The sequence below is a fragment of the Paraflavitalea speifideaquila genome (genome assembly GCF_032395985.1).
GTDB classification, from domain to species: Bacteria; Bacteroidota; Bacteroidia; order Chitinophagales; family Chitinophagaceae; genus Paraflavitalea; species Paraflavitalea speifideaquila.
In genome coordinates, this window is the sequence record NZ_CP135920.1 from 535,279 (window position 1) to 560,619 (window position 25,341).

Consider the following 25,341-nt stretch of genomic DNA (forward strand, 5'->3'; position numbering starts at 1 on the left):
CTAATAATGTTATTTAAGTAAAGATCGTGCGAAAAACCATAGTAGTATGTATAGACTGGTTCGACCCGGGTTATAAGGCGGGCGGGCCAATCCGTTCTGCCGTGAATTTTGTAAGGCATATGCAGCATGATTATGATGTATATGTTTTTACTGGCGATAGGGATTTGGGGTCTGATTCCGCATACCAGGGTATTCAGGTAAATGAATGGTTGACCTATGATGAAAAGGTAAAAGTCTTTTACTGCTCACCCGACCATCTCAATATACAAACCATTTCCAACGTCTTGAGTGATCTGAACCCTGCCGTAATTTATCTCAACAGTATGTTTTCGAGGTATTTTACGATATACCCGCTATTGATCAGCAGGCGAAAAAAATGGAAAACAAAGGTGGTACTGGCACCTCGCGGTATGTTGCGTAAAAGCGCCCTCCAGTTTAAATCATTGAAAAAGAAGGTATACCTGATTGCTTTCAAACTCTTCGGATTCCAAAGACATATTGACTTCCAAGCAACGGACTTAACTGAATTTACAGATATCAGTAACATATTTGGCCGCGCCACTAAAAACGTATTGGCACCAAATTGGCCAGGCTATATCCCGCCTTATCCCGGAAGCCTTTCGAAAATGCCTGGTGAGTTGAGGATCATTTTTATAGGTCGCTTGCATCCCATCAAAAACCTTGATTTCTTATTGGAATGTCTCCGGCAAGTAACAGGAAATATTATTCTCACAGTAGTAGGGAATGAAGAGGACAAAGATTTTGCTGCACGATGCCGGGCAATGGCAGCTGCATTGTCCCGAAATCTCCGGGTGGATTTCAGAGGTGAGATCCCCAATAATAAATTGGCCCCTATTATTGCTGAACATCATATTTTTGGCCTCCCTACCCGGGGTGAAAACTTTGGGCATGCTATTTTTGAAGCCCTTGCGAGTGGGAAGCCTGCTTTGATTAGTGATCAAACACCCTGGAGGAACTTACAGGCTGGTCATGCAGGATGGGATCTTTCATTGCAAGAGCCACAACAGTTTATTAAGGCCATGCAGGTGGCGGCTGATTTTGGGCAGGTAGAATATGATCAATGGTCGTTGGGCGCCTGGCAGCATGTTCAGCAGACGATCAATAATGAGGAACTAAAAATAATTTATCAAAAGCTATTTAACTGAGCGATGTATATACTTGGAATTAATGCCTATCATGCGGATTCTTCCGCAGCAATTTTTAAGGATGGGATCATGATTGCAGCTACAGAAGAAGAACGTTTCCGGCGGATTAAACACTGGGCAGGGTTTCCTTCCATGGCAGTTCAATTTTGTCTTCAGGAAGCTGGCATCACCTTGGCAGAGGTAGATCATATAGCTATCGGCCGGGACCCTTACGCCAAACTGCGAAATAAAATAATGTTCTTACTTAAGAACCCAGGAGGTGGTTGGAATGCTGTTGTAGACAGGCTTAAAAATGCCCGTAAGGTATCTACGCTGGAAGATGAATTCCTCACACTGGACAATAGCCTGGATAGATCTGTGATAAAAGGCAAAATACATCAGGTAGAACACCATCGTAGTCACCTGGCTTCAGCCTTTTTGCCTCCCCCTTTGAAGAAGCTGCCTTATTGTCGATTGATGGATCAGGCGATTTTACCACTACCATGATTGGTGTTGGTAGAGGCAATAAAATAGAAGTTATCGACTCTATTGACTTTCCGCATTCTGTTGGCCTTTTTATACAGCTTTTACCCAACTACTTGGTTTCCCGCACTATGGAGATGAATACAAAGTAATGGGATTAGCGCCTTATGGTGAACCTAAGTATGTAGACAAGCTAAGAGATGTCTTGCTTTTTAATAATAATGGACTATTTACGCTGAACCTGAAATATTTCAGGTCGGCTAAACAGGGTATCGTGTCTTATGGTGATGATCATATTCCCGTAGTGGCGCCACTGTTTTCTCCTTATATGGAGGAAAAGTTTGGGGCTGTTCGTAAAAAAGAGGAACCACTCTCTCAATATCATAAGGATCTTGCTGCCTCCATACAGCGGATTACTGAAGAGTTAATTTTTCACCTATTAGAACATTTGAAAAAGCGAACTGGCCTTCCGGCTGTATGTATCGCTGGCGGGGTAGCTCAAAATTCAGTAGCTAATGGCAAGATTACCCGAAAGACAAGTTTTAAGCAGGTCTATATCCCTTCGGCGGGCCATGATGCTGGTATATCTATGGGAGCTGCCCTGTATGTTCATAATCATTTATTGCACCAGCCAAGGGCAAATCCCATCTGGTCGGCTTATACAGGAAGCAGGTTTTCGAACGAAAGTATTGAAGCTTACCTGCAATCCAGGAATATTCAGTACACACGATATACTGATGAAGAGTTGTATGAAAAGGTAGCCAGTCGGCTGATTGATGCCGGTGTAGTGGGCTGGTTTAATGGGCGGGCAGAATTTGGGCCGAGGGCATTGGGTGCCCGTTCAATCCTGGCTGATCCCCGCAGGGTGGATGCCAAAGAACTCTTGAATTCAAAGATCAAACGCCGGGAAAGTTTCAGGCCATTTGCCCCTTCCATATTAAAGGAGTATGTCTCGGAATACTTTGAGGTATCGGATGATGTACCTTTATGGAGAAAGTGTTTCCCATCAAGCCAGAAAAGCATGCTGCTATACCTGCCGTTACCCATGTGGATGGCACAGGGCGGCTACAAACTGTGGACCGGGCGGTAACGCCCCGCTATTATGAATTGATTGAGGCTTTCCGCAAAAAACGGGTGTGCCCATTTTGCTAAATACTTCATTCAATGAAAATGAACCTATTGTAAACTCGCCTGAAAATGCCTTGAATGCTTCCTGCGTACCAATATGGATATGCTGGTGTTGGAAAATTGTGTGATTACCCGGAATGGTTAATATGAAAATTACCATTATTACGGCCACTTATAATAGCGCCTCCACGGTACGTGACACGCTTGAAAGTGTTGCCTGTCAAGGCTACCACCCTATCGAGCATATTATAGTGGATGGTTTGTCAATAGACAATACCCTGGACATTGTGAAAGAATTTCCCCATGTAGCCCAGGTAGTTTCAGAAAAGGATATGGGTATCTATGATGCGATGAATAAGGGGGTAAGGTTGGCCACCGGTGAGGTAGTGGGTATCCTGAACTCGGACGACTTTTATGATAATCAAGGGGTCATATCCCAGGTTATGACGGCATTTAATGACCCTTTAGTTGATGTTGTATACGGTGATCTGCAATATGTTAAGAAAAATGACGTTTATGTTGTCACCCGTAATTGGAAGAGTGGGCAGTACAAGAGGAGATATTTTTATTATGGTTGGATGCCCCCGCATCCTGCTTTCTTCGTACGCCGGAAGATTTATGATGAGGTAGGACTTTTCAACACTGATTTACGATCTGCAGCCGATTATGAAATGATGCTGCGCATTCTGGTGCGAAACAATGCCAGTGCAAGCTATATTCCCAATGTTCTGGTAAAAATGCGTTCAGGAGGAATGAGCAATGCATCATTGAAGAACAGGCTTAGGGCCAACCGGGAAGATAGAAAGGCCTGGGCCATGAATGATCTCAAACCATTTTTTTACGACCTGGCTCAAACCCATGCGTAAAATTATTCAATTTATAACCAGATAAACACTATGCCAAAAGTTGCATTAATTACCGGCGTAACCGGACAGGATGGAGCTTACTTAACTGATTTGCTATTGAAGAAGGGATACATCGTTCATGGTATTAAGCGTAGAAGCTCGCTGTTCAATACCGAACGTATTGATCACCTGTACCAGGATCCGCACGAGAAGAATGTGCAACTGAAATTGCATTATGGTGATCTAACTGATTCTACCAATTTAATACGGATCATCCAGGAAACACAACCGGATGAAATTTATAACCTGGCGGCCATGAGCCATGTGGCTGTGAGCTTTGAAACGCCTGAATATACTGCCAATGCTGATGGTATTGGTACCCTGCGCATCCTGGAGGCTGTACGCTTGCTGGGTATGACCAAGAAGACCAAGATCTATCAGGCATCTACTTCTGAATTATATGGGAAAGTGCAAGAAATACCCCAGTCTGAAAGAACGCCTTTTTACCCCCGTTCTCCTTATGCAGTAGCTAAGATGTATGCTTACTGGATCACGGTTAACTATCGCGAAGCTTACGGAATGTATGCGGTAAATGGCATCCTGTTTAATCACGAATCGCCACTGCGCGGTGAAACTTTTGTAACCCGTAAGATCACGCGTGGCGTATCAAAGATTGCGTTGGGACTGCAAGACAAGATTTACCTGGGTAACCTGGATGCAAAACGTGACTGGGGGCATGCAAAGGATTATGTAGAAGCAATGTATCTGATCTTGCAGCAGCCTAATCCGGAAGATTATGTGATTGCTACTGGTGTTACCACTCCCGTTCGTGAATTTGTACGGATGGCCTTTAATGAGGTAGGAATTGAAGTAGAGTTTAAAGGAAAGGATGAAAAGGAAGTGGGTATCGTTACTGCCTGTAAAAACCCTGATTTTAAGGTTGCGATAGGAAAAGAAGTGGTGGCAGTTGATGCCCGCTATTATCGTCCTACGGAAGTAGATCTGTTGATAGGTGATCCTACCAAATCGCAAACACAATTGGGATGGAAGCCTAAATATGACCTGGCAGGGCTAGTTAAGGAAATGGTAGCCAATGATGTCGAGTTATTCCGGAAAGAAGTATTGCTGAAGGATTCAGGCTATTATGTGCGCAATCAATTTGAATAATAATTAACTAATTTTACAAATTATTATAAGTTTTTGCACCTCATGAATAAATCAGATAAGATATATGTAGCCGGTCACCGGGGCATGGTTGGGTCTGCTATTACAAGAAAACTGAAGGCAGAGGGGTTTAACAATCTGGTATCGCGTACGTCAGCAGAATTGGATTTGCGGAACCAACAAGCGGTCGACGATTTTTTTGCACAGGAAAAGCCAGACTATGTTTTTCTTGCAGCAGCTAAGGTAGGCGGCATACAAGCTAATAATAGTTACCGGGCGGAGTTTATTTATAGTAACCTAATGGTCCAGAACAATGTAATCCATGCATCTTATGTGCAGGGGGTTAAAAACTCATGTTCCTTGGATCATCCTGTATCTATCCTAAGCTGGCTCCTCAGCCTTTAAAAGAAGAGTACCTGTTAACGGGTTTACTGGAAGCGACCAATGAGCCCTATGCCATTGCAAAAATTGCGGGTATTAAAATGTGTGATGCTTATAGAGCGCAGTACGGCTGTAATTTCATTTCGGTGATGCCTACGAATTTATACGGCCCCAATGACAATTACGACCTGAATAACTCACATGTTCTGCCAGCCCTGATCCGGAAATTCCATGAGGCGAAGTTGAAAAATGAGCCATCAGTAGTGATGTGGGGAACAGGCAGTCCGCGAAGGGAATTTATGCATGCAGATGACATGGCAAGTGCTTGCTATTTTCTGATGCAGCAGTTTAATGAGGAAGGGCCGATAAATGTTGGCGTTGGAGAAGATATAACAATCAAAGACCTGGCCCTAATGGTTAAAGATATTGTTGGCTATTCCGGGGAAATAATACATGACCTCAGTAAGCCTGATGGCACACCTCGCAAATTGATGGATGTAACGAAGCTGAATAAGATGGGTTGGAAGGCAAGTATAGAATTACGGGAAGGAATCGAAGAGGTATATAAAGATTTTGTGAAGGCAGAGCTTGTAGTGCAATAAGTTTGGCATAAAAATAGACACTGCCACAGCATGTTCTCTATTTTCAAAAAAAAAAGAGTTCTGTTAACGTTGACCTAAGTGACCTGGGAACAGATATGCATTCGCACCTGTTACCAGGAATTGATGACGGTAGCCCCGATGAGGCAACTTCTCTTATGTTGATAAAGGGGTTGCAGCAATTGGGCTACCGGCAATTTATTACTACTCCCCATATCATGTGGGACGTACATCAGAATGATGTAAACAGCATTTCCAACGCTCATGGAGTTTTACAAGGGGCAATACAACAGGAAGGATTGAATGTACCCTTAAAGGCAGCTGCGGAGTACTTCCTGGATGATCATTTTGAAGGGCTATTAAACAAAAATATTCCCCTGCTTACTGTGAAAGATAACTGGGTTCTGGTGGAATTTTCATTCGTAGCCCCACCCAGGAACCTTAAAGAACTGTTATTTGAACTTCAGATAAAAGGCTATAAGCCTATTTTGGCTCACCCCGAGCGATACAGTTACCTCGTTTCCCAGAAAGGTTGGTATGATGAATTGAAAGAAGCAGGCTGCTATTTTCAACTTAACCTGTTATCGTTCACTGGCTATTATGGTAAAATACCTAATGAGCTGGCACAATACCTGGTTAAAAAGAAATACATCGACTTGCTGGGAACCGATCTGCACCATGAACGTCATCTGGATGCATTACGCACCTCTCCCTCCCTGATGGATGGCGTTAAATCCCTTCTTGATTCAGGCAAAATATTAAATGCTTCCCTGTAGCAATTATTGTTATAAGATCTCGTCCAGGCTTTCTTTGGTAGCTTTTATTGTAGCATCAAGGTCTTCCTGGGTAAGGGCATTATTTAAGAACCAACTTTCATATGCCGAAGGAGGCAGGTATACCCCTCTTTTCAGCATGGCATGAAAGAATTTATTAAATAGTTGATTGTTGGCAGCTGCTGCAGTAGCGAAATCAGTTACCGGATGATCACTGAAATGTATACTGATCATTGACCCCAGTTGATTGATGACATACGGAGTGCCGGAATCCGCCAGTGTTTTATCAAGTCCGTTTTTGAGATAAAGCGTTTTGTCTTCAATTTCTTGTAATAATTGCGGTTGTTCATTTAGAACACTAAGTAAAGTGTAACCGGCAATCATTGCTATGGGATTACCACTTAAAGTTCCTGCCTGGTATACATTGCCTAAGGGAGAAACGACTTCCATGAATTGTTTCTTCCCGCCAAATGCTCCTACCGGCATACCCGCACCAATTACCTTTCCATAAGTAACGAGGTCGGCATCAATGCCCAATCTTTCCTGTGCACCCCCTTTAGCAAGCCGGAAACCGGTCATCACTTCGTCGAAGATGAAGAGGATACCTTCGGCATCGCAAATTTTTCTAAGCCCTTTCAGAAAGTCAGGCGCTGGTAAAATACAGCCCATATTGCCTGCTACGGGTTCAATAATGATAGCGGCAACTTGTTGTTTGTTTTCCTCTACCAGTTTTTCAACGGCTGCCAGGTCATTATAAGCGCAGGTAAGGGTGTCTGCTGCTACGCCAGCCGTAACACCCGGTACAGTTTGAATATTGAAAGTGGCTACTCCACTGCCTGCTTTTACCAGGAATGAATCGGCATGGCCATGGTAGCAGCCTTCAAACTTAATGATCTTATTTCGCCCGGTATAGCCACGGGCAACTCGGATAGCACTCATGCAGGCTTCCGTACCACTGCTTACCATACGGATCAGGTCTACATTGGGTACCATGCTTTTGATCAGTTCAGCCATCTTGATTTCCAGTTCAGTAGGAGCTCCATAGGAGGTAGAATAAACAGCTTGCTTCTGGATAGCCTTTATAACTGGTTCATAAGCATGCCCCAGGATCATAGGACCCCAGGAAGCGATATAATCAATATACTGATTGCCATCTGCATCATACAGATAAGCGCCTTTTGCTTTTGATATAAATAATGGAGTGCCGCCTACACTCTTAAAAGCCCTTACGGGCGAGTTAACACCGCCGGGAATAGATTGCTGCGCACGCTGGAATAAAGATTGGCTTGTTTCGTACATACCTTGTTTGTAAATAGTGAATGGTTAATACTGCCACATCGCTGGTGGACAGCAACCTTTTCTTTTATTATTTATGAAATGAGCTTCACCGCGTCCTTCGCAAAGTAGGTAGCTATCAGGTCGGCGCCGGCGCGTTTAATGGCTGTAAGTGTTTCCAGGATGGCTTTCTCTTCATTCAACCAACCCATTTTGGCGGCAGCCTTGATCATGGCATACTCGCCACTAATATTATAAGCACTCACCGGTACATCAACGCTGTTCTTCACTTCCCGGATAATATCCAGATAGGCCAGTGCAGGCTTTACCATCACAATATCAGCGCCTTCTTGAACGTCCATCAGGGTTTCTTTAATGGCCTCCAGGCGATTGGCATAATCCATTTGATAGGTCTTTTTATCGCCAAATCCTGGGGCTGAATCAATGCATCACGGAAAGGGCCATAAAAGCAAGAGGCATATTTAGCACTATAGCTCATAATGCCTGTTTGGGTAAAGCCGTTTTCTTCCAGCGCACTACGGATGGCGCTGATACGACCATCCATCATATCACTGGGCGCCACAAAGTCGGCTCCTGCCTGGGCATGGCTTACACTCATGGCGGCCAATACTTCTACAGTGGCGTCATTAACGATCTCTGTACCTTCCACAATACCATCATGGCCATAAGAAGAAAAAAGGATCAGGGCTACATCTGTCATCACCAACATCTCCGGGCAAGCGTCTTTAATAGCCCTGATGCTTCTTTGCATTAATCCCTGGGGGTTGAGCGCTTCTGTTCCTTTATTGTCTTTCAGTTCATCCTTGCATTTAATAAAGAGCAATACACTTTTCAATCCCATATTCCACAATTCCTTTACCTCTTTCACAGTGTTATCCAGGCTCTGGCGGTAATAGCCCGGCATGGAGGGGATCTCTAGCTTCACATTGGTCCCTTCATCAATGAATAAGGGAACAATAAAATCATTAGGGGTCAATATGGTTTCAGCTACCAGTGATCGGATGGCTGGTGATTGCCGTAATATCCTGTTTCTTCTTTGTAGATACATACGATTAATTTTAAGGCTCGCTGCTTCCCGCAGGCAACCATTATTATATCCAGTTTACCGGTTGTAGGCATACCTGCTGCAACTTATATTCTTCTGTTCCCGGCTCCGGTTGGTAATTGTAATCAAACCGAACGGTAGGGGGCAGGCTCATCAGGATGCTTTCAATACGGCCGTTGGTCTTGAGCCCAAAGATAGTGCCTCTGTCATGTACCAGGTTAAATTCTGTATACCTGCCCCGGCGTATCTCCTGCCAGTATTTATGGTCAGCTGTGTAGGGGGTAGTTTTCTCTTTTCCACAATCGGTACATAGGCGGGTATAAAAGCATCACCACAGGCCTTACCAAAGGTCATCCAATAATCGGTTTCCTGGTTTACTGCCGGACGCTGATAGTCATAGAATATGCCGCCAATGCCCCTGCGTTCGTTGTTGCGGTGTTTATTTACAAAATATTCATCGCATTCTTTCTTGAACTTCCCGTACAGGGCAGCGTCAAATTGGTCACAGACTTCCTTATACGTGCGGTGAAAATCTATGGCGTCTTCTTCAAATAAATAATAAGGGGTTAGATCTGTGCCTCCACCAAACCAACGGTCAATTACTTTATGGTTGGCATCATACAATTCAAACATGCGGTAATTACAATGTACAGTGGGGACAAAGGGATTGCCGGGATGCAGTACCAATGACAATCCACACGCAAACCAGTTATCACCATCTATTTTTAATTGCGTACGCATGAGATCAGTTACCGGTCCATATACAATGGAGGTATTAACGCCGCCTTTTTCAAAAACGTTACCACCTGCAATAACCCTGGTTTTCCACCCCCACCTTCCGGACGATCCCATTTATCTTCTTTAAAGGCGGCTTGTCCATCAGCCTGCTCAACAGCTTTGCAAATGCGGTTTTGCAGATCATGGATATAATTGATCCAGTTTTCTTTAATAGGGGACTTGATATCTGTTCTGTGCTCATGATAAATGAAATTGTAAGAGGGCCAGAATAAGTCAGTCAGTCGCATTACAATACTTTTATAGGACGATGTTTTTGGTCAGGACTGGTGACGGTAATTCTTTACCGTGTTCACAAACGCTTTTGCATGCTCTACCGGAACGTTGGGTAAAATGCCATGTCCCAGGTTGGCAATATGCCCATGGGGGCCAAAGGCTTGCAGCATTTGGGTAACCTCCTGTTCAATAACAGGGATGGGGGATAAGAGTTTGGCGGGATCAAAATTACCTTGCAATACTACCTTCTTCCCAGCCAGCTGCCTGGCCATTGCAGGCGTGATGCACCAGTCGATACCTAAGCCATGAGCGCCGGTGGCCGCCATGCCTTCCAGGGAATGCCAGGCGCCTTTGGCAAATACGATGGTGAGCACTTCATCCTTAAGCGCTGCTACGATCTGGCGAATATAACGAAGAGAGATGTTTTCAAAATCAACAGGGCCCAATAACCCTCCCCAGCTATCAAATATTTGAATCACATCGGCACCGGCTTTTACTTGTTCTTTTAAATAAGCAATTGTTGTGTCGGTGATCATTTGTAAAGGCGATGGGCGGCTTTAGGCTGGGTGTAACAGAATGCCTTGGCATCATCAAAAGTTTTGGAGCCTTTGCCTTGTACCATATAGCAGAGAAGGGTCAGGGAGCGCCGGCAAAGCCAATAAGAGGTACGCGGCCATTCAGTTCTTTTTAGTGAGGCGAAGGGCGTCAAAAACATACCCGAGTGACTTCTGCACGTCGGGGATATGTATCCTGTTGAGGTCACTGACCTGCCTGATAGGATCAGGTAAAAAAGGGCCTTTGCCTTCCAGCAGCTGTACTTCCAGGCCCATGGCCTTGGGAATTACCAGGATGTCGGAGAAGATAATGGCTGCATCTACACCTACCTGGTCAATTGGCTGAAGGGTGATCTCTGTTGCTAATTCAGGTGTTTCACAGCGTTCAAAGAAAGAATACTTTTCACGCAGTTTGATATAGTCGGGCAAATAGCGGCCTGCCTGGCGCATCATCCATACAGGGGTACGTTCGGTTTGTTCTCCACGCAACGTGCGTAAGATGAGGTCATTTTGCAGCGTTGTGCTACTGGTATGGGCGGCTGTGTTCTGTGTGGATGATGTCATTTTATTTGTTCTATCTATTTATATTAATCAATTTGTTGAAGGTAACGCCATGCGGTATTCAATATAGCTTCCTGCGTGGGTTCTTCGCTGGTTATTACCTTATTGCCGGTATAGTTGCTAATGGCTGTTGCTGTGGTGGAACCAATGGCAAAACAGGCTGCATTATCAGGTAAGGTGTTGATCGAAAAGAAGCTCTTTACTGAACTCGGACTAAAGAATAAGGCGGCGTCGAAAGCATCGTTGATCCTAATGGGCGTAGCGATGTTTTCATATACTACTATTTCTACCACTTCAATGTCAGCTTCTTTTAACAGGTTGGGTATGGTGCCCATGCGTTGGTTGCCACAAAAGAATACCACTTGTTTGAATTGACCATTGGCAATGATCTTTGCCGCCAGTTCTGTTGCGTTGGGGGCAGTGTCAATTATTTGTTCTTCAGACAACAGTTGAACAACCTGCTCTTTTGTAGTGCCGTTCAGGCAAAATGCCATCCATTGTTCCGGGCTATAAAATGCGTCGCCACCATGCAGGTATTTATCTACGGTATTCACGGCATACTGGCTGGTAAATACCACAGCAGTATCGCCGGCTTTGATCAGCCAGGGCCATATCTCTTCGTACTTGCTCATGGAAATCACCGGCTTGATGGTAATAAAAGCTTCTTCCAATACTACAACGCCTTTTTGTTCCATCTCTATCTTAAGAGCTGGTTCAATTATTTTAGTGCTGAGTATGGTGTGCCGGGTCATATATTAGTGCGTGGTACCTGTTTTCTGAATACTGTTTGCAATAGCCTGCCCGCCATTAGCCAATAATTCTTTGGCAAATGTGTTTCCTGCACCCGTAGCTGCATCACGGGTTATTGTTTTTCTATGCTTACTTTTTGTTGGCCATCTATGGAAAGGATATTCCCCTGGAAGTAAATTTGCTCATGTTTTATTTCGGCCAGGGCACTGATTGGGGTAGAACATCCACCCAGCAGGGTACGCAGGAAATCGCGTTCTATCCGGGTACAGATGGCTGTATCCTCATCATTAAAGGCCTGGCAACTGGCTGCCATATCCTGATCTTCTTCCCGGCATACTACCATAATGGCGCCTTGGGCGGGTGCCGGTAACATCCAATCAATTCAATGGATTGTTCGGGGCGGAGGTTAATTCTTTCCAGGCCTGCCGCTGCGAAGATGGCTCCCTGCCAGTTGCTATTGGCTACTTTGGCCAGGCGGGTATTTACATTACCGCGCAGGTTTTCAATAGTATGTCCAGGATAGCGGTTAAGCCATTGTGCTTTGCGGCGAATACTGGAAGTGGCTATTGTGAGTGGTGAGCCGGAGACCGTCCATTGTCCATTAGCATACCCTAGCTTGGCACTTACCGCTTGCCACTCGCCTTTGTATACCAGGAGGTCTTTCCAGGAAGCTCTTTTCAGGGCGGCGGCGGGTATAATACCCTTGGGTAATTGGGTAGGCACATCCTTCATGGAATGTACGGCAATATCGATTCGGTTATTGAGCAGGGCAATGTCCAGGCTGCGGGTAAAGATGCCTTGTACCCCCATCTCATAGAGGGGTGTTTTAAGGTCAATATCACCTTCACTTTTAATATAAACCAGTTCGGCTGCTATGTTTTGACCGGCCAGTAGTTCTTTTACCTGCATAGCCTGCCACACGGCCAGTTGACTTTCCCTGGTGCCGATGCGTATCGCTTGTTTCATGCAACAAAATTAGTTAGAACCCGTGGCAATAAACTCGTTGATGGCTTCAATATAATAGCAGCCGCGTTGGTTTACCTGGCGCATCTTGGAAGCCATGCCATTGATCACGCGCTGGATTTTTGCATCAGCGTCGATAGTGAAGGTTGTTGAAACGGGAGAAAGGCCCTGTAAGTAGGGAGGGAATGCCTGGATTTCCTGTAATTTGGTTTTTACGGCCTTCAATACTGGTACATGCTTACGCATTTCGAACCAGTCCATGAACTCAACCATATGCTCATCAATGATAAGCCTGGCTTTGGGAACTTCCGCTTCACGCTTCTGCAGTGTCTCGTCCTTCAGTTTTGACAGTTCATCTACATTTACCAAATGTACATTGGGTAAATCTGAGCAGCTATCTCTACATTATAGGGTATTGACAGATCGATGATCAGTTTGTCTGTCTTGCCTTCGAGGTGCGATTTTAATATGGTAGGGTGTGCCGCATTGGTGGCCACCAGTATAATATCAGATTGGTCGATGTATTGGGGCAATTGATCAATGGAGGCATGATACAGGCCCAGTTCATTGGCTAGCTCAGCTGCTTTATCTGCCGTGCGGTTGATCAGGGTGATATCCTTTGTGCCAAGGTAATCAACCAGGTTTTTACAGGTACTGCGTCCTATTTTACCGATGCCCAGCAACAAGATCTTTTTACCGGAAAGGTTATTGATCTGTTGCTTGATGTATTGTACTGCTGCAAAGGAAACTGATACGGTTCCATCGCTAATGGCAGTTTGATTTTTACGGCTTTGGAAGATTGAAGTACGGCATTGACCAGCCTGTCGAGGTGGGTGCCTACAAAACCCAGCTCACGGGCAAACTTTACAGCTACTTTCAACTGGCCTACAATTTCATAATCACCCAGTATCTGTGAATCAAGGCCGGCGCCTACTGAAAACAGGTGCTCAATGGCTGCTGATCCTTTTTTGATATAAGCTAATTGGGAAAAAGTATCCTGATCGCCTGCTGTTTGGGTACAAAGCAGGCTGATGAGTTGTCCTGCTTGTTCGGCAAAGCCATAGATCTCAGTACGGTTACAGGTAGAAAGTACAAATAATTCATGTAAACCATAAGTCGGTGCGAGGGAAAGGAGGGAGGCATATTGTTCATTGCTGATCGCAAACTGGCCCCTGATCGCTGCATCGGTTTTCTTATAGTTAATCCCTGCTATAAAAAACTTCGATATGTCTTTACTACTATGTCCGTGCATGAGGTAAATGGTTCAGAGAATTGACACCGCAAAAATACTTTCGCAAGCGTCAATCACCTAATATATCTGTCATTTCACTGTCATTTTACCCCCGATCCCCATCACATAAAGTGGTGAGCTAAATCAACCCATATTGGGATGTTTTTGACGGAATTGGCCATGGGACAGTGTTTTCACATATGGGAATACCGTGTGCAAACGTTTCCGGGTGTGAAAAATAAAGCTTATGTGAACAATTGTTTGTAACATGTTATGTGATATCGCTGTTATTGTGTAGTGTAAAAAATAATTGTTGGGGCAGCTTACTGAATTACTTTTGCAACCTATTTTATGCGTATGAGTGCAACTAAAAGAGGTATCGTTTTAATGAATCTCGGTTCGCCGGATTCTACCGAAGTAAAAGATCTACGTAAATACCTGGATGAGTTCCTGATGGATGGGCGGGTGATAGACACGCCATTATTATGGAGGGCCTTATTGGTAAAGGGGATCATTGTTCCTTTCAGGGCTCCTCAATCGGCCAAAGCCTACCGGTCTATCTGGACCAAGGAAGGTTCTCCCCTCATTGTGATCAGCAAACAATTGCAGCAGGCATTGCAGGAACAGGTCGATGAACCGGTGGCACTGGCCATGCGGTATGGTACTCCTGCCCCCTGGACAGCCTTTGACGAATTGTTGGAAAAGCAGCCCGACCTGGAAGAGGTGGTAGTGGTGCCCCTGTATCCCCATTACGCTATGTCGAGTTACGAAACAGCTGTAGAATATGCCAAAAGATCCATCGTAAAGGCAAATACAAATTTAAATTGTCATTTGTACCTCCATTTTATGATGATGCCGATTACCTGGAGGCATTGATCGAAAGTATAAAACCTTACCTGGATAAAGAATACGATCAAATAGTATTCAGCTATCATGGTATTCCTGAGCGGCATGTTCAGAAAAGTGATGCAACAGGGCAGCATTGCCTTAAGTCGGCAGATTGTTGTTCTGTTGATTCCGAAGCTCATAAAACCTGTTATCGGCATCAGTGTATTGTAACTACCAACCGGGTGGCGCAAGCCCTGAACATCCCGGCTTCCAAATACAGTTTCTCTTTTCAATCCCGTTTGGGGAGGGATGAATGGCTGAAACCCTATACAGCCGTACGTTTGGCCGAATTGCCCAAAGAAGGGATCAAAAGCTGCTGATCCTTTGTCCGGCCTTTGTAAGTGATTGCCTGGAAACACTGGAAGAAATGGGCGAAGAAGGCCGGGAAATATTCCTGCATGCCGGCGGTGAGGAATTTACCTTATTGCCATGCTTAAATACACATCCTTTATGGATAAAGGCAGTCAAAAGGTTGATAGAGAAAGTGGACAGTTCTTCTTTGGTGAATAGCTATTGATAACGCATTACGCACAACTCACAATATGTATCTCTACATCAAAGCCCTTCATATTGTCTTTATTGTTACCTGGTTTGCGGGTATGTTCTATATACCAAGGTTATTTATTTATAATACGGAAGCGGCTGCCAAACCGGAGCCTGTGCGGGATGCCTTGCGGGAGCAATTTGGGGTGATGACGAAGCGGTTATGGTATGGCATTACCTGGCCATCGGCCATATTGACCTTATTACTGGGCTCAACAACCTGGTATTTATTGGGAGTAACACCTTCCTGGCTGGTGATCAAACTGGCCTTTGTTGTTGGGTTGTACGCTTATCATTTCTCACTCCATGTAATATTTAAACAACAACAACAGGGAATTTTTAAATACAGCTCACAACAACTGCGCATCTGGAATGAGGTGGCTACCATCTTCCTGGTAGCCATTGTGATGCTGGTAGTAGTAAAACAAAATCTCAGCTTTGTTTGGGGCATTTCAGGATTGATCCTCTTTGTGATCCTGCTCATGAGTGCCATTAAAATTTACAAGATCATACGGGATAAGAGGTCTTGAGCCAAACGGAGCATTCCTATGTCTTTATCAGCCAGGTTATCACCTTACCTCGCTGACCACTGACTTCTCAGACTAAAATAACGATACAGTTACCGGAATTTGCTACAGGGGATTAGGTCGTAACTAAAACTGAATGAAGTAGTTATGTTATTTTAGCGCACCCAACTTTCAATTTGATCCTTGTATTGTTTAAATAAGTCAACACCATTGTCGGGAAGTTGCGAAATGGTGGGCCGCAATAGGGATAAGATCCCTGTTGTAGGTTACTGTGCAGGTCGATAAAAGGTATCAGTAATTAAAAATACCCAATGAAAGGGGTATTAAATAAATGAAAAGCAATAAGTTGTAAGGAAAATAAATCCGGGAGGTATATAAATGAGAAAAACCTTTCCAACGCCATTAGAGTTTTTAAAGGAAAGGGGAGCAGGAATACTCCCCTTTTTAACCCCTAAACCCTAAACCGTAGAAAAGGTTTTTCATGTAATGCATTATAAAAATAAATCAAATATCTTAATTAGTCGCAGTAAAATTTCTTAGGATATGTTGCAAATTTTGAACCGTAAAATCACCATCCTATTTCTTCTTATCAATTTGCAATTACTGCGTCATCGTAACGAGGAATATATTTCCATAAATTATGCCAAACGTGAATTTTTGGGAAAAACTATTTCTATACCACCTGGTTTGTTAAGGCTTTTAATGCATTTTTAACGAATCAATGTAACAGAGCCCGATTGCCTCAAGAATTTACCGTGCAGATCAATTCCTTCAATTACCCAATAGTAGGTACCCACTGGTAATAATTGTCCATTTTTTTCCCATTCCACACATAATTGAGGTCTTTACTTTCAAATACTAACTGTCCCCATCGGTTGAAGATCCTCAGGCCATTTAATTTAAAATACCCGGTTACCCCGATCCGAAACTCGTCATTAATCCCATCATTATTGGGTGTAAAGGTGTTAGGGATATCTAATTTGGTCATATCTATGACCTTGATGCTCACCTGCCCCGGATTGCTGGTACAGGGGCCCGCTTCATAGGTAATATAATAACGCACATCTTCAGGCACTTTGGGAAGGGTAAAAATGCCTGTTTGATTTTTTTTCAACCAGGGTATTGGTTGTAGCCTGGTACAATGAATAGATAGCACCAGCCACGGGATCCTTTACTTTCAGGGTGCCATCTGTATGCCGGGGATGGTTATATTATCATATCGCGGAGCGGGAGGGGGCTAACTACTTGTGTTATAGCATAATCATTGCTTTTTAATGTGCAACCATTAATGTCGGTAATAATCAGGTGGTAGGTTCCGGCCTTTTGCCCGGTGAGGCCCGCCTGGTTGCCCGTCTGTTCTCCAGTATTATTATACCATTGGAATTGGAGGGAACCTGCGGCGCTGGTAGCTGTGATACCCGAAATACTACCGGTTCCAAAACCACATTTGTCGGGTTGCGTCACCACCCCCTGCTCATCCATTGCGGGTAAAGGTTGCATCAACAGGGCTTTTTGTAGATCGACTGTTCACATCCGTTGGTGTCGGTAGCAACAAGATAATAAGTTGCCGGGTTTAGGTTGGATATTGAAAGGCTGGTACCAATAGGCGAAATATTATCTTTCAGCCAGCGGAAATTGAATAAAGCCGCGTCATTGTTTAGCTGGTTGATCTGGATACTGCCATTGGATTGATTGCAGGTTGCATCCCTGGTATTGGCTTGTGTTACTGCCAGGGGCAATGGGAGAGCAATACCAATTGTATAGATATGGCTTTGTGCATGGCAATTGAAAGTACTGTTAACAGCCCATAGTTGGTAGCTGCCTGCCGGCATATTGGTTAGTTCTTCACTATTGCCTACCACCTGATTGGTATTCACATTATGCCATTGCCAGCTGGTGGCGCCGGTAACCTTCATGCCGGTGATGCTGCCGTTGATCCGTGTACAACCGGTGGAACGAACGGTGAGGGCACTACTATCAAGTGATACCGAACCATTGTCAAATATTTCAAACACGGCAGATACTACTGTATCGCAACTGCTCCTGTCTTTTATTTTTAGGCGGTACTTGCCTGCATTTACTGATTGAAGGTTCAGCGTATTACTTACTACCACATCATTTTCATCTACCCATAAGGTTACTACCAGTCCGGTGGTATTCGACGTGGTAATGTTCAATATGCTGCCATTGGCTTGACCACAGGAGGCAGGATTTACCTGGGCGGTAGTGGTAACTAAGGCCGTTGCGGGGGTGGCTGCAACGGTAATCCAGGCGGTGGAATCGCCGCAACCCGCTGTATTGTCTAATACAATCAATTTATAACGGCCTGCAGGTGCATTCAGCAGGTTGGCGGTAGTAGCTACCACATCCCTGTTTTCGTTGATCCATTGGGTAGTCGCGAAGTTTATATCATTAAGTGCAATGCCTGTTATAGCACCATTGGCCTGATTGCAGGTAGTGGCCTGAGTTTGAAGGCCGGTAATATCTATTTGCGGCGATACATTGCCAATGGTATAGAACCGGGTGTATTTACCACAGGAACCATCACTCACTTTAAAACGATAGGTGCCCGGTGGTACATTAGAAAGGCAGGCAGCTGTACTGATGGTATTACCGGCTGCATCTTCCCATGACCAGCTAAGGGCGCCGGTGGCTTTGATACCGCAAATACCACCATTGTTTTTATTACAGCGTGCCGGAGTGATCGTAATGCCGGCACTGGAGTCAATTTCGAGGGTATTGGGTGGTACGGTAAAGGTGAATTCTTCCTGGCAGGTACCTAATCCAATGGGAAGCCACAAGGTATAGGTGCCGGCGGGAACATTGGTAAGACAAGTATCGCGGCCTACCACTGCACCAGTTGCATCTCTCCATTCCCAATCGACGCCACTAACGATCTTCAGTCCACAAATGGAGCCCAGCGCATTACAAGTAACGGGCTTGATGATCAGGTTGGTTTGATAAGCTAAAGGAGTCGAGTATTCGGAAGTAGCGCCCATTGGATCGGTGGCAGTAACTACAATGCTTTTACCCGTAAGCGCGGCGTGGGTATAAGTCCATTGGCCTGTAGCATCCGCAGTAGTTACAAGGCCCAGATGGGTCTTACCCTCACAGTTGGGGCAATCATCATCGGCATAAAGTCAATGGTAGAGTTGGGCAGAGCCGTACCCCGTATAGTACCCGTGGCCTGGTTAAGTCCGTTAACTGTAATAAAGGCCTTGGCCTGGCTCCATTGGCGGCCAGCCAGTTATAAATAAAGAGACCTCTTGTATTGCAATAAGTGCTGTTGTGGCGCACTGTAATATCGGAGGTGCTGTTGAGTAAAACGGCCATTATGCGGCAGTAGCGGATTTGGTTTTCATTACCTGGCCCGCTGTCGCCTAAAATGCCCATGGCACAGTCTGCTAAACTGATACCGTAATCAATAGAGGCATTCCGGAATGGTACCCCTCTTTTCTCCGCCAATGAGATTTTGTTCAATAGCAAAAAGCTTTCAATACCCGAGAGTCCAATACCAATATTGCGTGATCTGCCGGCAATGTAATTCTTCCGGATAATGATGCCTGCATCGGCCCTTGTAGTGCTATTTTGCTTATTGTAAAGTTGAATGTAAATACCGGTAATGGAGGCCGTAGGCAGCATATCATCATTGATATCTATTCCTAATTTATTATTAATGATCAGCAGGCTGTCGTTGACGGCAGGGTCGGGATGACCTTCACAAAATATTTCATTATCGGCATTTAAGATATTACCCCGGGCAGGATCTTCTCCTCCAATAAATAGGTCGGTCGCCTTGTCAAAATACAGGCAATGATCATTAGTTGCGGGTACATCCGGATCACCCGGGCGCTGGCCGGGAAATAGGATGGTGGAAATACCGTCCACATTTAAGCCCATGATATTGGACTGCACCGTGATGTGGTGACAAGCCGCTCCCCTGAAATATTCCGCATTGACGCCTTTTTCCATCCACTGATGAGGTTGCCTTTGCCGGGAGCGCCAATGATCACTTCACTGCTGTTGCGCAGGTGGATGGCATCGAAATGCTGCGGCGTGGCGCCCGTACTACGATTACCTACTTGTCCCCATAAAAACAGTCCATAGATCTGTATGTTGGTGGCATTAATAGCTTGGAAAATATAGTAATACCTGGTATCGTCCGTAAAAAAGCCTTGTATGGCTACGGCTACCTTGGCATCGGTAACACCGAGTTTATTGCCGGGTTGCGAACTGCCATTAATGATAATGTTGGAAGTGAGGGTGGGCAGCGGCGTGTTGGGATTGAGTAAGATAGTTGCTGGCCCCGTCGGGTAGGAAGGTCGAAGGTGATATAGTCAGTAACGGCAGTGCCGTTGGCATTGGCCTTTTTCAATAGCCTCTCTTAAACTGCCGGCACCCGTAGCCAGGGCGCTGGTTACTACAAAAGTATCAGCCCGGGCGGCGTGGAAGCAGGATAAGGTTAGGACTGCCAACAGGTATAACGGGTGCAGTTTTTTCATGTTAGTCTGGTCAATTTAAAGATACCAAAAGAGTGCCGGATTAATCGCTGAGGCGGCAGATTTAGCATCGCAGATGAAACAGGTTACGAAGGCAGATTTCGCAGATTTTAGAACACTGATTGCATCGCTAAATGATGCTCATGGGAAGTGGGTTGACTGGTGGATAGGTTTACAAGGTGAGCAGGAAATCCGGAAGGCGGTTAATGCGGGCGAATTAAGTAGGAAATTGTTTCGGTTCCTGGCGGAAATGGTACTGGGGCAGGTTTTGACCGAAAAACAGGCGAAATAAATTATCAATAAAGTATCTCCATAGAGGGATTAAACAGACTTTCAGTCCCTCTTTCGTCCCTGTCTTACCTGCCTTTAGTCCGTCTTTTGTCCGAGTTTGGTCCCTGTTTGGTCCGTCTTTGGTCCCTGTTTAGCCTGATTTTGGGCAGAACAAAATAGAAGCTTCCTGTTATGGAATTCATATGCTGCCTTGACCTAAAATAGCGCGGCACTTCTCTCAAGCGATATTGTATGTGTTTATTTTAAAATGGATTGAAGAGTTTTGTTGTCAGGAGGCAGGTTGCCGTCGGGAGGGAGACCCTATATAGGTATATTTCTGTAACTTTGCACACTTTTTAACTACAATTTTTACCTGGCTTAGGCTATAATTATTATGTCGTCCAAATACCGAGAGTTTTCGCATTTGAATTTACCTGCCATGGAGCAGGAAATACTGGCTTTGTGGAATGAGCAGCAGGCTTTTGAAAAGAGTGTATCAGTAAGGGAGGGAGCTACCCCTTTTGTGTTTTATGAAGGGCCGCCGAGCGCCAATGGAATGCCTGGCATTCACCACGTAATTAGCCGTACGCTGAAGGACCTGGTATGCCGTTATAAAACGATGCAGGGTTTCCAGGTTAAGCGCAAGGGTGGCTGGGATACACATGGTCTTCCTATTGAATTGGGCGTGGAAAAGGAACTTGGCATTACAAAAGAAGATATTGGTAAAAAGATCTCTGTAGAGGAATACAACCAGAAATGCCGGGAAGCGGTATTGCGGTACAAGGATAAATGGGATGATATTACCCGTATGATGGGCTATTGGGTTGACCTCAATGATCCGTATATCACTTTTGACAACAAGTATGTTGAAACGCTGTGGTGGATATTGAGCACCCTGTATAAAAAAGGATTGTTGTACGAGAGCGTCAGCATTCAGCCCTACTCTCCTGCCGCCGGTACGGGTTTAAGTTCGCATGAGCTGAATATGCCCGGCACTTATAAGGTGGTGAAGGATACTTCGGCAGTGGCTATGTTCAAAGCGGTAAGGGATGCGAAGGCGGAATTTTTGTTTAAAGCTGTGGGTGAACAGCCCGAGGTGTTCTTCATGGCATGGACGACCACTCCCTGGACGCTGCCTTCCAACCTGGGGTTGACGGTGGGTGGCAATATCAATTATGTGCTGGTAAAAACTTTCAATCCGTATACGCACCTGCCCATCAATGTGGTACTGGCCAAGGACCTGGTGGGCAAGTATTTCAAACCCGAAGGGGAGAATGCGGATTTCAGCGCTTATAAGGAAGGTGATAAATTATTACCCTGGCAAATACTGGCAGAGTTCAAGGGGCGCAATTAGAAGGGGCTCATTATGAGCAGTTGCTGCCTTTTGAAGCGAATTCATTGGAGTCTATCAATTTCAGCATGCCCAATGTCAACCCTTTCCAAGTATTGGTGGGGGACTTTGTGACTACGGAAGATGGTACAGGTATCGTGCATACGGCGCCCGATTTTGGTGCGGACGACTACCGGGTAGGTACCAAGTATCGCATTGGCTATTTTACAGGGATTAATGAATACGGCAAGCGGGATAAGTTGGTGCTGGTTGATAAGCAGGGCAAGTTTGTGGATGGCCTGGGTGAGTTCAGCAACCGGTATGTGAAGAATTATAAAGACGATCCGGCTTATGTGGATGTGAATGTAGACATCTGTGTAAAGCTGAAGAAAGAGAATCGTGCTTTTAAAATAGAAAAATACGAGCACAATTATCCGCATTGCTGGCGTACGGATAAGCCGGTATTGTATTATCCGCTGGATGCCTGGTTTATCAAGACCACAGCGCTCAAAGACCGGATGGTGGAATTGAATAAAACGATTAACTGGAAACCGAAATCAACCGGCGAAGGCCGCTTTGGCAACTGGTTGGAGAATATGGTGGATTGGAACCTGAGCCGTAGCCGCTTCTGGGGTACACCTTGCCGATATGGCATACAGAAGATGGTCAGGAGGTTGTTTGTATTGGTTCGATCAGTGAACTGAATGCAGCTATCAAGAAGGCCAATGAAGTGCTGGGTGGAGATGTTAATAAGCACTACCTGCATGAGGGCATCCTTGACCTGCACAAACCTTATGTGGATGAGATTGTGTTGGTAAGTGCATCGGGTAAGCCGATGAAGCGGGTGCCCGATCTGATCGACGTATGGTTTGACAGCGGTGCGATGCCTTATGCACAATGGGGCCTGGATTATGATAAACTGGCGGCAGGCGATCCACGCCCTTTCAAGGCGCCTTTTGACCAAAGTTATCCGGCCGATTTCATTGCCGAGGGGTTGACCAAACCCGCGGTTGGTTCTATACCCTACATGCCATATCGTCTTTATTGTACGAAAATGTAGCATATAAGACCTGTGTATCGAATGGACTGGTATTGGATAAGAATGGCAATAAGATGAGCAAGCGCCTGGGTAATGTGATCGATCCATTCAAGACGATCGAGCAGTTTGGGGCCGATGCTACCCGTTGGTACCTGATCACAAATGCTTCGCCCTGGGATAACCTGAAATTTGACCTGGAAGGGATCAAGGAGGTGCAACGTAAGTTCTTTGGTACCCTGTACAATACATATCAGTTCTTTGCCTTATACTCCAATGTGGACGGTTTTGCCTTTAAGGAGGCCTATGTACCGCTGGAGCAACGTCCGGAAATTGATCGCTGGATCCTTTCTTCGTTGAATACGCTGATCAAGAAGGTAGGGGAATACATGGATGATTATGAGCCTACCCAGGCTGGAAGGTTGATTGAAGAGTTTGTGGATGAGCATCTTAGCAATTGGTACGTGCGTCTTTGCCGCAGGCGGTTCTGGAAAGGGGAGTATGAGCAGGACAAGATCTGCGCTTACCAAACGCTGTATGAGTGCCTGGAAACCGTGGCCCGGTTGGTGGCGCCTATTTCACCTTTCTTTAGCGATATGTTGTTCAGGAACCTCAATGCGGTAACCGGCCGATACCAGGAGCAATCGGTGCACCATGTATCGTTCCCAAAGGCCAATGAAGGGGCTGTAGACAGTGGTTTGGAGGAGCGGATGCAGCTGGCGCAGGACATTTCGTCACTCGTTTTATCGCTTCGGAAGACATCCAGGTTCAAAGTGAGACAGCCGCTGCAAAAGTGATGATACCGGTATTTAATCCAGCCGTGAAAGAACAGATTGGCCGGGTTGAAGACCTGATCAAGAGCGAAGTAAATGTGAAAGAGATTCAGTATCTCACCGAGGATACGGGATTCATTAAAAAGAAGATCAAGCCCAACTATACAGCCCTGGGTAAGAAGCTGGGAGGTAAAATGAAGGCGGTAGCTGCCGCTTTGGCCGGTTTTACACAGGAAGATATAGCCCTGTTAGAAAAAGAAGGGTCTATTTCATTGTTTATTGATAACGAACCCTTAATATTACAGGTTAATGAAGTGGAGATCGCCAGCGAGGACATACCCGGCTGGATGGTAGCCAATAAAGACTCTCTGACCGTAGCACTCGATGTAACCGTAACCCCTGAGTTGATCAACGAAGGCAATGCCCGCGAATTGGTTAATCGCATTCAAAAGATTCGTAAAGACAACGGCTATGAATTGACTGACAGAATAGCAGTGCAGGTAACCGATAACCAGGATCTGAAACAATCTATAGCCCAGTTTAATAATTATATTTGCGCCGAAATTTTGGCAGATACGCTGGAATTGGTATCTGAATTGCCCAATGGCACTGAAATTGAGGTCAACGATATTTCACTAAAAGTGTTCGTTACAAAAAAGCCTAACAGTATGGCAACGAAGAAGAAAGCAGCTAAGCCAGCAAAAAAACGATTGCACCTAAGAAGGCAGCGCCGGCTAAAAAGCCTGTTGCCAAGCCTGCTGGTAAAGTTAGTAAGCCCGCTCCCAAGGCCGCAGTAAAGCCTGCAAAGCCGGCGCCGAAACCTACAAAATCGAGTGGTAAAGCTGTTCCGGAGAAAAACCGGCTTCTAAAGCTGTTGTGGCCGCTAAACCTGCTGTAAAAGCGGTTGTGAAACCCGAACCCAAGCCATTGGTGAAAAACCTGTCCCTGAACCCGTGAAAGTGGAGAAAAACCCGAAGCCCCACCGAAGGAAGAAGTAAAGAAACCCGAACCGGTTCCGCCTCCACCGCCGCCTAAAAAGCCGGCTGTGCCAGCCAAACCAGTCAAGGTGGTAATACCTGAGATCAAAACAAAAACAGTTCGTAAATACGAACCTGATTTCACGAAATCCGTATTGGATCAACCAGAAAACATTCAAACAGGACCAACCATGCGTTACAGCGATGCCGAATTAGGAGAATTCAGAGAACTGATTCAAAAAAACTGGACCAGGCTAAGAAAGAACTTTCTTATCTGCAGGGCTTGATCACCCGCAAAGATGAAATGGGTGGAGATGAAACTGAAAACCGTTACATGACCATGGAAGATGGTAGCATGAGTATGGAACGGGAGCAGTTAGCACAAATGGCCAGTCGCCAGATCAATTACATTGATCACTTGGAAAAGGCGATGATGCGTATTGAGAATAAGACATACGGTATTTGCCGTGTGACAGGTAAGCTGATCGATAAGGCCCGGTTGAGGGCAGTACCGCATGCTACCTTGAGCATCGAGGCCAAGCAGATGATGAATAAATAATAGTTTCTTA

Annotated in this window: 25 protein-coding genes and 7 pseudogenes; 16 read left to right on the forward strand and 16 right to left on the reverse strand. The window is 45.2% G+C overall.

Going from position 1 to position 25,341, the window contains the following annotated elements:
• Positions 1 to 26 precede the first annotated feature (26 nt).
• The 7 genes and pseudogenes from RS881_RS03810 (at position 27) to RS881_RS03845 (ending at position 6,521) form a co-directional block, all read left to right on the forward strand.
• Positions 27 to 1,166, forward strand: coding sequence for a glycosyltransferase (locus tag RS881_RS03810; RefSeq protein WP_315819868.1), 1,140 nt, complete (start codon positions 27 to 29; stop codon positions 1,164 to 1,166).
• A 3-nt stretch (positions 1,167 to 1,169) separates the two neighbouring features.
• Positions 1,170 to 1,652: a carbamoyltransferase N-terminal domain-containing protein gene (locus tag RS881_RS03815; protein WP_315819869.1), complete on the forward strand. Its 483-nt coding sequence runs from the start codon at positions 1,170 to 1,172 to the stop codon at positions 1,650 to 1,652.
• Between the two features lie 127 nt (positions 1,653 to 1,779).
• Positions 1,780 to 2,884: pseudogene (locus RS881_RS03820) on the forward strand (carbamoyltransferase family protein).
• Between the two features lie 9 nt (positions 2,885 to 2,893).
• Positions 2,894 to 3,622 carry a glycosyltransferase family 2 protein gene (locus RS881_RS03830; protein ID WP_315819871.1) on the forward strand — a complete coding sequence of 243 codons (729 nt, stop codon included), beginning with the start codon at positions 2,894 to 2,896 and terminating at the stop codon, positions 3,620 to 3,622.
• A 30-nt stretch (positions 3,623 to 3,652) separates the two neighbouring features.
• The gene (gene gmd, locus RS881_RS03835) at positions 3,653 to 4,768 is read left to right on the forward strand and encodes a GDP-mannose 4,6-dehydratase (protein WP_315819872.1); all 1,116 of its coding nucleotides are present in this window, start codon (positions 3,653 to 3,655) and stop codon (positions 4,766 to 4,768) included.
• Between the two features lie 62 nt (positions 4,769 to 4,830).
• Positions 4,831 to 5,748, forward strand: a pseudogene (fcl, locus tag RS881_RS03840) (GDP-L-fucose synthase); the annotation flags it as partial.
• A gap of 95 nt (positions 5,749 to 5,843) precedes the next feature.
• Positions 5,844 to 6,521 carry a tyrosine-protein phosphatase gene (locus RS881_RS03845; protein WP_315819873.1) on the forward strand — a complete coding sequence of 226 codons (678 nt, stop codon included), beginning with the start codon at positions 5,844 to 5,846 and terminating at the stop codon, positions 6,519 to 6,521.
• Positions 6,522 to 6,530: 9 nt separating this feature from the next.
• Here the strand turns inward: RS881_RS03845 and hemL are convergent, their stop codons facing one another.
• The 11 genes and pseudogenes from hemL to RS881_RS03915 form a co-directional block, all read right to left on the reverse strand.
• Positions 6,531 to 7,817 carry a glutamate-1-semialdehyde 2,1-aminomutase gene (gene hemL, locus RS881_RS03850; RefSeq protein WP_315819874.1) on the reverse strand — a complete coding sequence of 429 codons (1,287 nt, stop codon included), beginning with the start codon at positions 7,815 to 7,817 and terminating at the stop codon, positions 6,531 to 6,533.
• 71 nt (positions 7,818 to 7,888) lie between these two features.
• Positions 7,889 to 8,862, reverse strand: a pseudogene (gene hemB, locus RS881_RS03860) (porphobilinogen synthase).
• Between the two features lie 43 nt (positions 8,863 to 8,905).
• A pseudogene (gene hemF, locus RS881_RS03870) lies at positions 8,906 to 9,884 on the reverse strand (oxygen-dependent coproporphyrinogen oxidase).
• 30 nt (positions 9,885 to 9,914) lie between these two features.
• A pseudogene (locus RS881_RS03880) lies at positions 9,915 to 10,585 on the reverse strand (uroporphyrinogen decarboxylase family protein).
• On the reverse strand, positions 10,548 to 10,988 hold the full coding sequence (locus RS881_RS03885; protein ID WP_315819879.1) for a uroporphyrinogen decarboxylase family protein: 441 nt from the start codon (positions 10,986 to 10,988) through the stop codon (positions 10,548 to 10,550). The pseudogene RS881_RS03880 and the gene RS881_RS03885 overlap by 38 nt, the downstream one beginning before the upstream one ends.
• Positions 10,989 to 11,011: 23 nt before the next feature.
• Complete coding sequence (locus RS881_RS03890) at positions 11,012 to 11,680, reverse strand: uroporphyrinogen-III synthase (RefSeq protein WP_315819880.1); 669 nt, start codon at positions 11,678 to 11,680, stop codon at positions 11,012 to 11,014.
• A 167-nt stretch (positions 11,681 to 11,847) separates the two neighbouring features.
• Entirely contained in the window at positions 11,848 to 12,078 is a 231-nt protein-coding gene (locus RS881_RS03895) for a hypothetical protein (protein ID WP_315819881.1), read from the reverse strand.
• The gene (hemC, locus tag RS881_RS03900) at positions 12,072 to 12,701 is read right to left on the reverse strand and encodes a hydroxymethylbilane synthase (RefSeq protein ID WP_315819882.1); all 630 of its coding nucleotides are present in this window, start codon (positions 12,699 to 12,701) and stop codon (positions 12,072 to 12,074) included. Before hemC ends, RS881_RS03895 begins: the two co-directional genes overlap by 7 nt.
• Positions 12,702 to 12,710: 9 nt before the next feature.
• Positions 12,711 to 13,067: a glutamyl-tRNA reductase gene (locus RS881_RS03905; RefSeq protein WP_315819883.1), complete on the reverse strand. Its 357-nt coding sequence runs from the start codon at positions 13,065 to 13,067 to the stop codon at positions 12,711 to 12,713.
• Positions 13,061 to 13,384, reverse strand: a complete 324-nt coding sequence (locus RS881_RS03910; RefSeq protein ID WP_315819884.1) for an NAD(P)-binding domain-containing protein — start codon at positions 13,382 to 13,384, stop codon at positions 13,061 to 13,063. Before RS881_RS03910 ends, RS881_RS03905 begins: the two co-directional genes overlap by 7 nt.
• Positions 13,360 to 13,950 (reverse strand): glutamyl-tRNA reductase, encoded by a 591-nt coding sequence (locus RS881_RS03915; protein ID WP_315819885.1) that lies wholly within the window; start codon positions 13,948 to 13,950, stop codon positions 13,360 to 13,362. The genes RS881_RS03910 and RS881_RS03915 overlap by 25 nt, the downstream gene beginning before the upstream one ends.
• Positions 13,951 to 14,316: 366 nt before the next feature.
• On the opposite strand from RS881_RS03915, the pseudogene hemH reads away from it, so the two are divergent.
• Together hemH and RS881_RS03925 are read left to right on the forward strand one after the other, a co-directional pair.
• Positions 14,317 to 15,334, forward strand: a pseudogene (hemH, locus tag RS881_RS03920) (ferrochelatase).
• A gap of 25 nt (positions 15,335 to 15,359) precedes the next feature.
• Entirely contained in the window at positions 15,360 to 15,890 is a 531-nt protein-coding gene (locus tag RS881_RS03925) for a CopD family protein (RefSeq protein WP_315819886.1), read from the forward strand.
• A gap of 772 nt (positions 15,891 to 16,662) precedes the next feature.
• On the opposite strand, the gene RS881_RS03930 is transcribed toward RS881_RS03925, so the two are convergent.
• The 5 genes from RS881_RS03930 to RS881_RS03950 all read right to left on the reverse strand — a co-directional run bounded on the left by RS881_RS03930 (position 16,663) and on the right by RS881_RS03950 (position 20,389).
• Entirely contained in the window at positions 16,663 to 17,001 is a 339-nt protein-coding gene (locus RS881_RS03930) for a T9SS type B sorting domain-containing protein (protein WP_315819887.1), read from the reverse strand.
• 92 nt (positions 17,002 to 17,093) lie between these two features.
• Positions 17,094 to 17,387 (reverse strand): hypothetical protein, encoded by a 294-nt coding sequence (locus RS881_RS03935; protein ID WP_315819888.1) that lies wholly within the window; start codon positions 17,385 to 17,387, stop codon positions 17,094 to 17,096.
• On the reverse strand, positions 17,387 to 18,886 hold the full coding sequence (locus RS881_RS03940; RefSeq protein WP_315819889.1) for a hypothetical protein: 1,500 nt from the start codon (positions 18,884 to 18,886) through the stop codon (positions 17,387 to 17,389). Before RS881_RS03940 ends, RS881_RS03935 begins: the two co-directional genes overlap by 1 nt.
• 127 nt (positions 18,887 to 19,013) lie before the next feature.
• Positions 19,014 to 19,859, reverse strand: a complete 846-nt coding sequence (locus RS881_RS03945) for a hypothetical protein (protein WP_315819890.1) — start codon at positions 19,857 to 19,859, stop codon at positions 19,014 to 19,016.
• Positions 19,860 to 20,224: 365 nt separating this feature from the next.
• Complete coding sequence (locus tag RS881_RS03950) at positions 20,225 to 20,389, reverse strand: hypothetical protein (protein ID WP_315819891.1); 165 nt, start codon at positions 20,387 to 20,389, stop codon at positions 20,225 to 20,227.
• Between the two features lie 73 nt (positions 20,390 to 20,462).
• On the opposite strand from RS881_RS03950, the gene RS881_RS03955 reads away from it, so the two are divergent.
• The 7 genes and pseudogenes from RS881_RS03955 to RS881_RS03985 all read left to right on the forward strand — a co-directional run bounded on the left by RS881_RS03955 (position 20,463) and on the right by RS881_RS03985 (position 25,331).
• On the forward strand, positions 20,463 to 20,678 hold the full coding sequence (locus RS881_RS03955) for a hypothetical protein (RefSeq protein ID WP_315819892.1): 216 nt from the start codon (positions 20,463 to 20,465) through the stop codon (positions 20,676 to 20,678).
• Between the two features lie 402 nt (positions 20,679 to 21,080).
• The gene (locus RS881_RS03960) at positions 21,081 to 22,010 is read left to right on the forward strand and encodes a class I tRNA ligase family protein (RefSeq protein WP_315819893.1); all 930 of its coding nucleotides are present in this window, start codon (positions 21,081 to 21,083) and stop codon (positions 22,008 to 22,010) included.
• Positions 22,011 to 22,075: 65 nt separating this feature from the next.
• Positions 22,076 to 23,177: pseudogene (locus tag RS881_RS03965) on the forward strand (class I tRNA ligase family protein); the annotation flags it as partial.
• Between the two features lie 123 nt (positions 23,178 to 23,300).
• Positions 23,301 to 23,819, forward strand: a complete 519-nt coding sequence (locus tag RS881_RS03970) for a class I tRNA ligase family protein (RefSeq protein ID WP_350340374.1) — start codon at positions 23,301 to 23,303, stop codon at positions 23,817 to 23,819.
• A gap of 23 nt (positions 23,820 to 23,842) precedes the next feature.
• A complete protein-coding gene (locus RS881_RS03975; protein WP_315819894.1) occupies positions 23,843 to 24,592 on the forward strand; it encodes a DUF5915 domain-containing protein in 750 nt (249 codons plus the stop codon).
• A gap of 248 nt (positions 24,593 to 24,840) precedes the next feature.
• Positions 24,841 to 25,059: a hypothetical protein gene (locus RS881_RS03980; RefSeq protein WP_315819895.1), complete on the forward strand. Its 219-nt coding sequence runs from the start codon at positions 24,841 to 24,843 to the stop codon at positions 25,057 to 25,059.
• The gene (locus RS881_RS03985; protein ID WP_315819896.1) at positions 25,056 to 25,331 is read left to right on the forward strand and encodes a TraR/DksA family transcriptional regulator; all 276 of its coding nucleotides are present in this window, start codon (positions 25,056 to 25,058) and stop codon (positions 25,329 to 25,331) included. The genes RS881_RS03980 and RS881_RS03985 overlap by 4 nt, the downstream gene beginning before the upstream one ends.
• Positions 25,332 to 25,341: the final 10 nt, after the last annotated feature.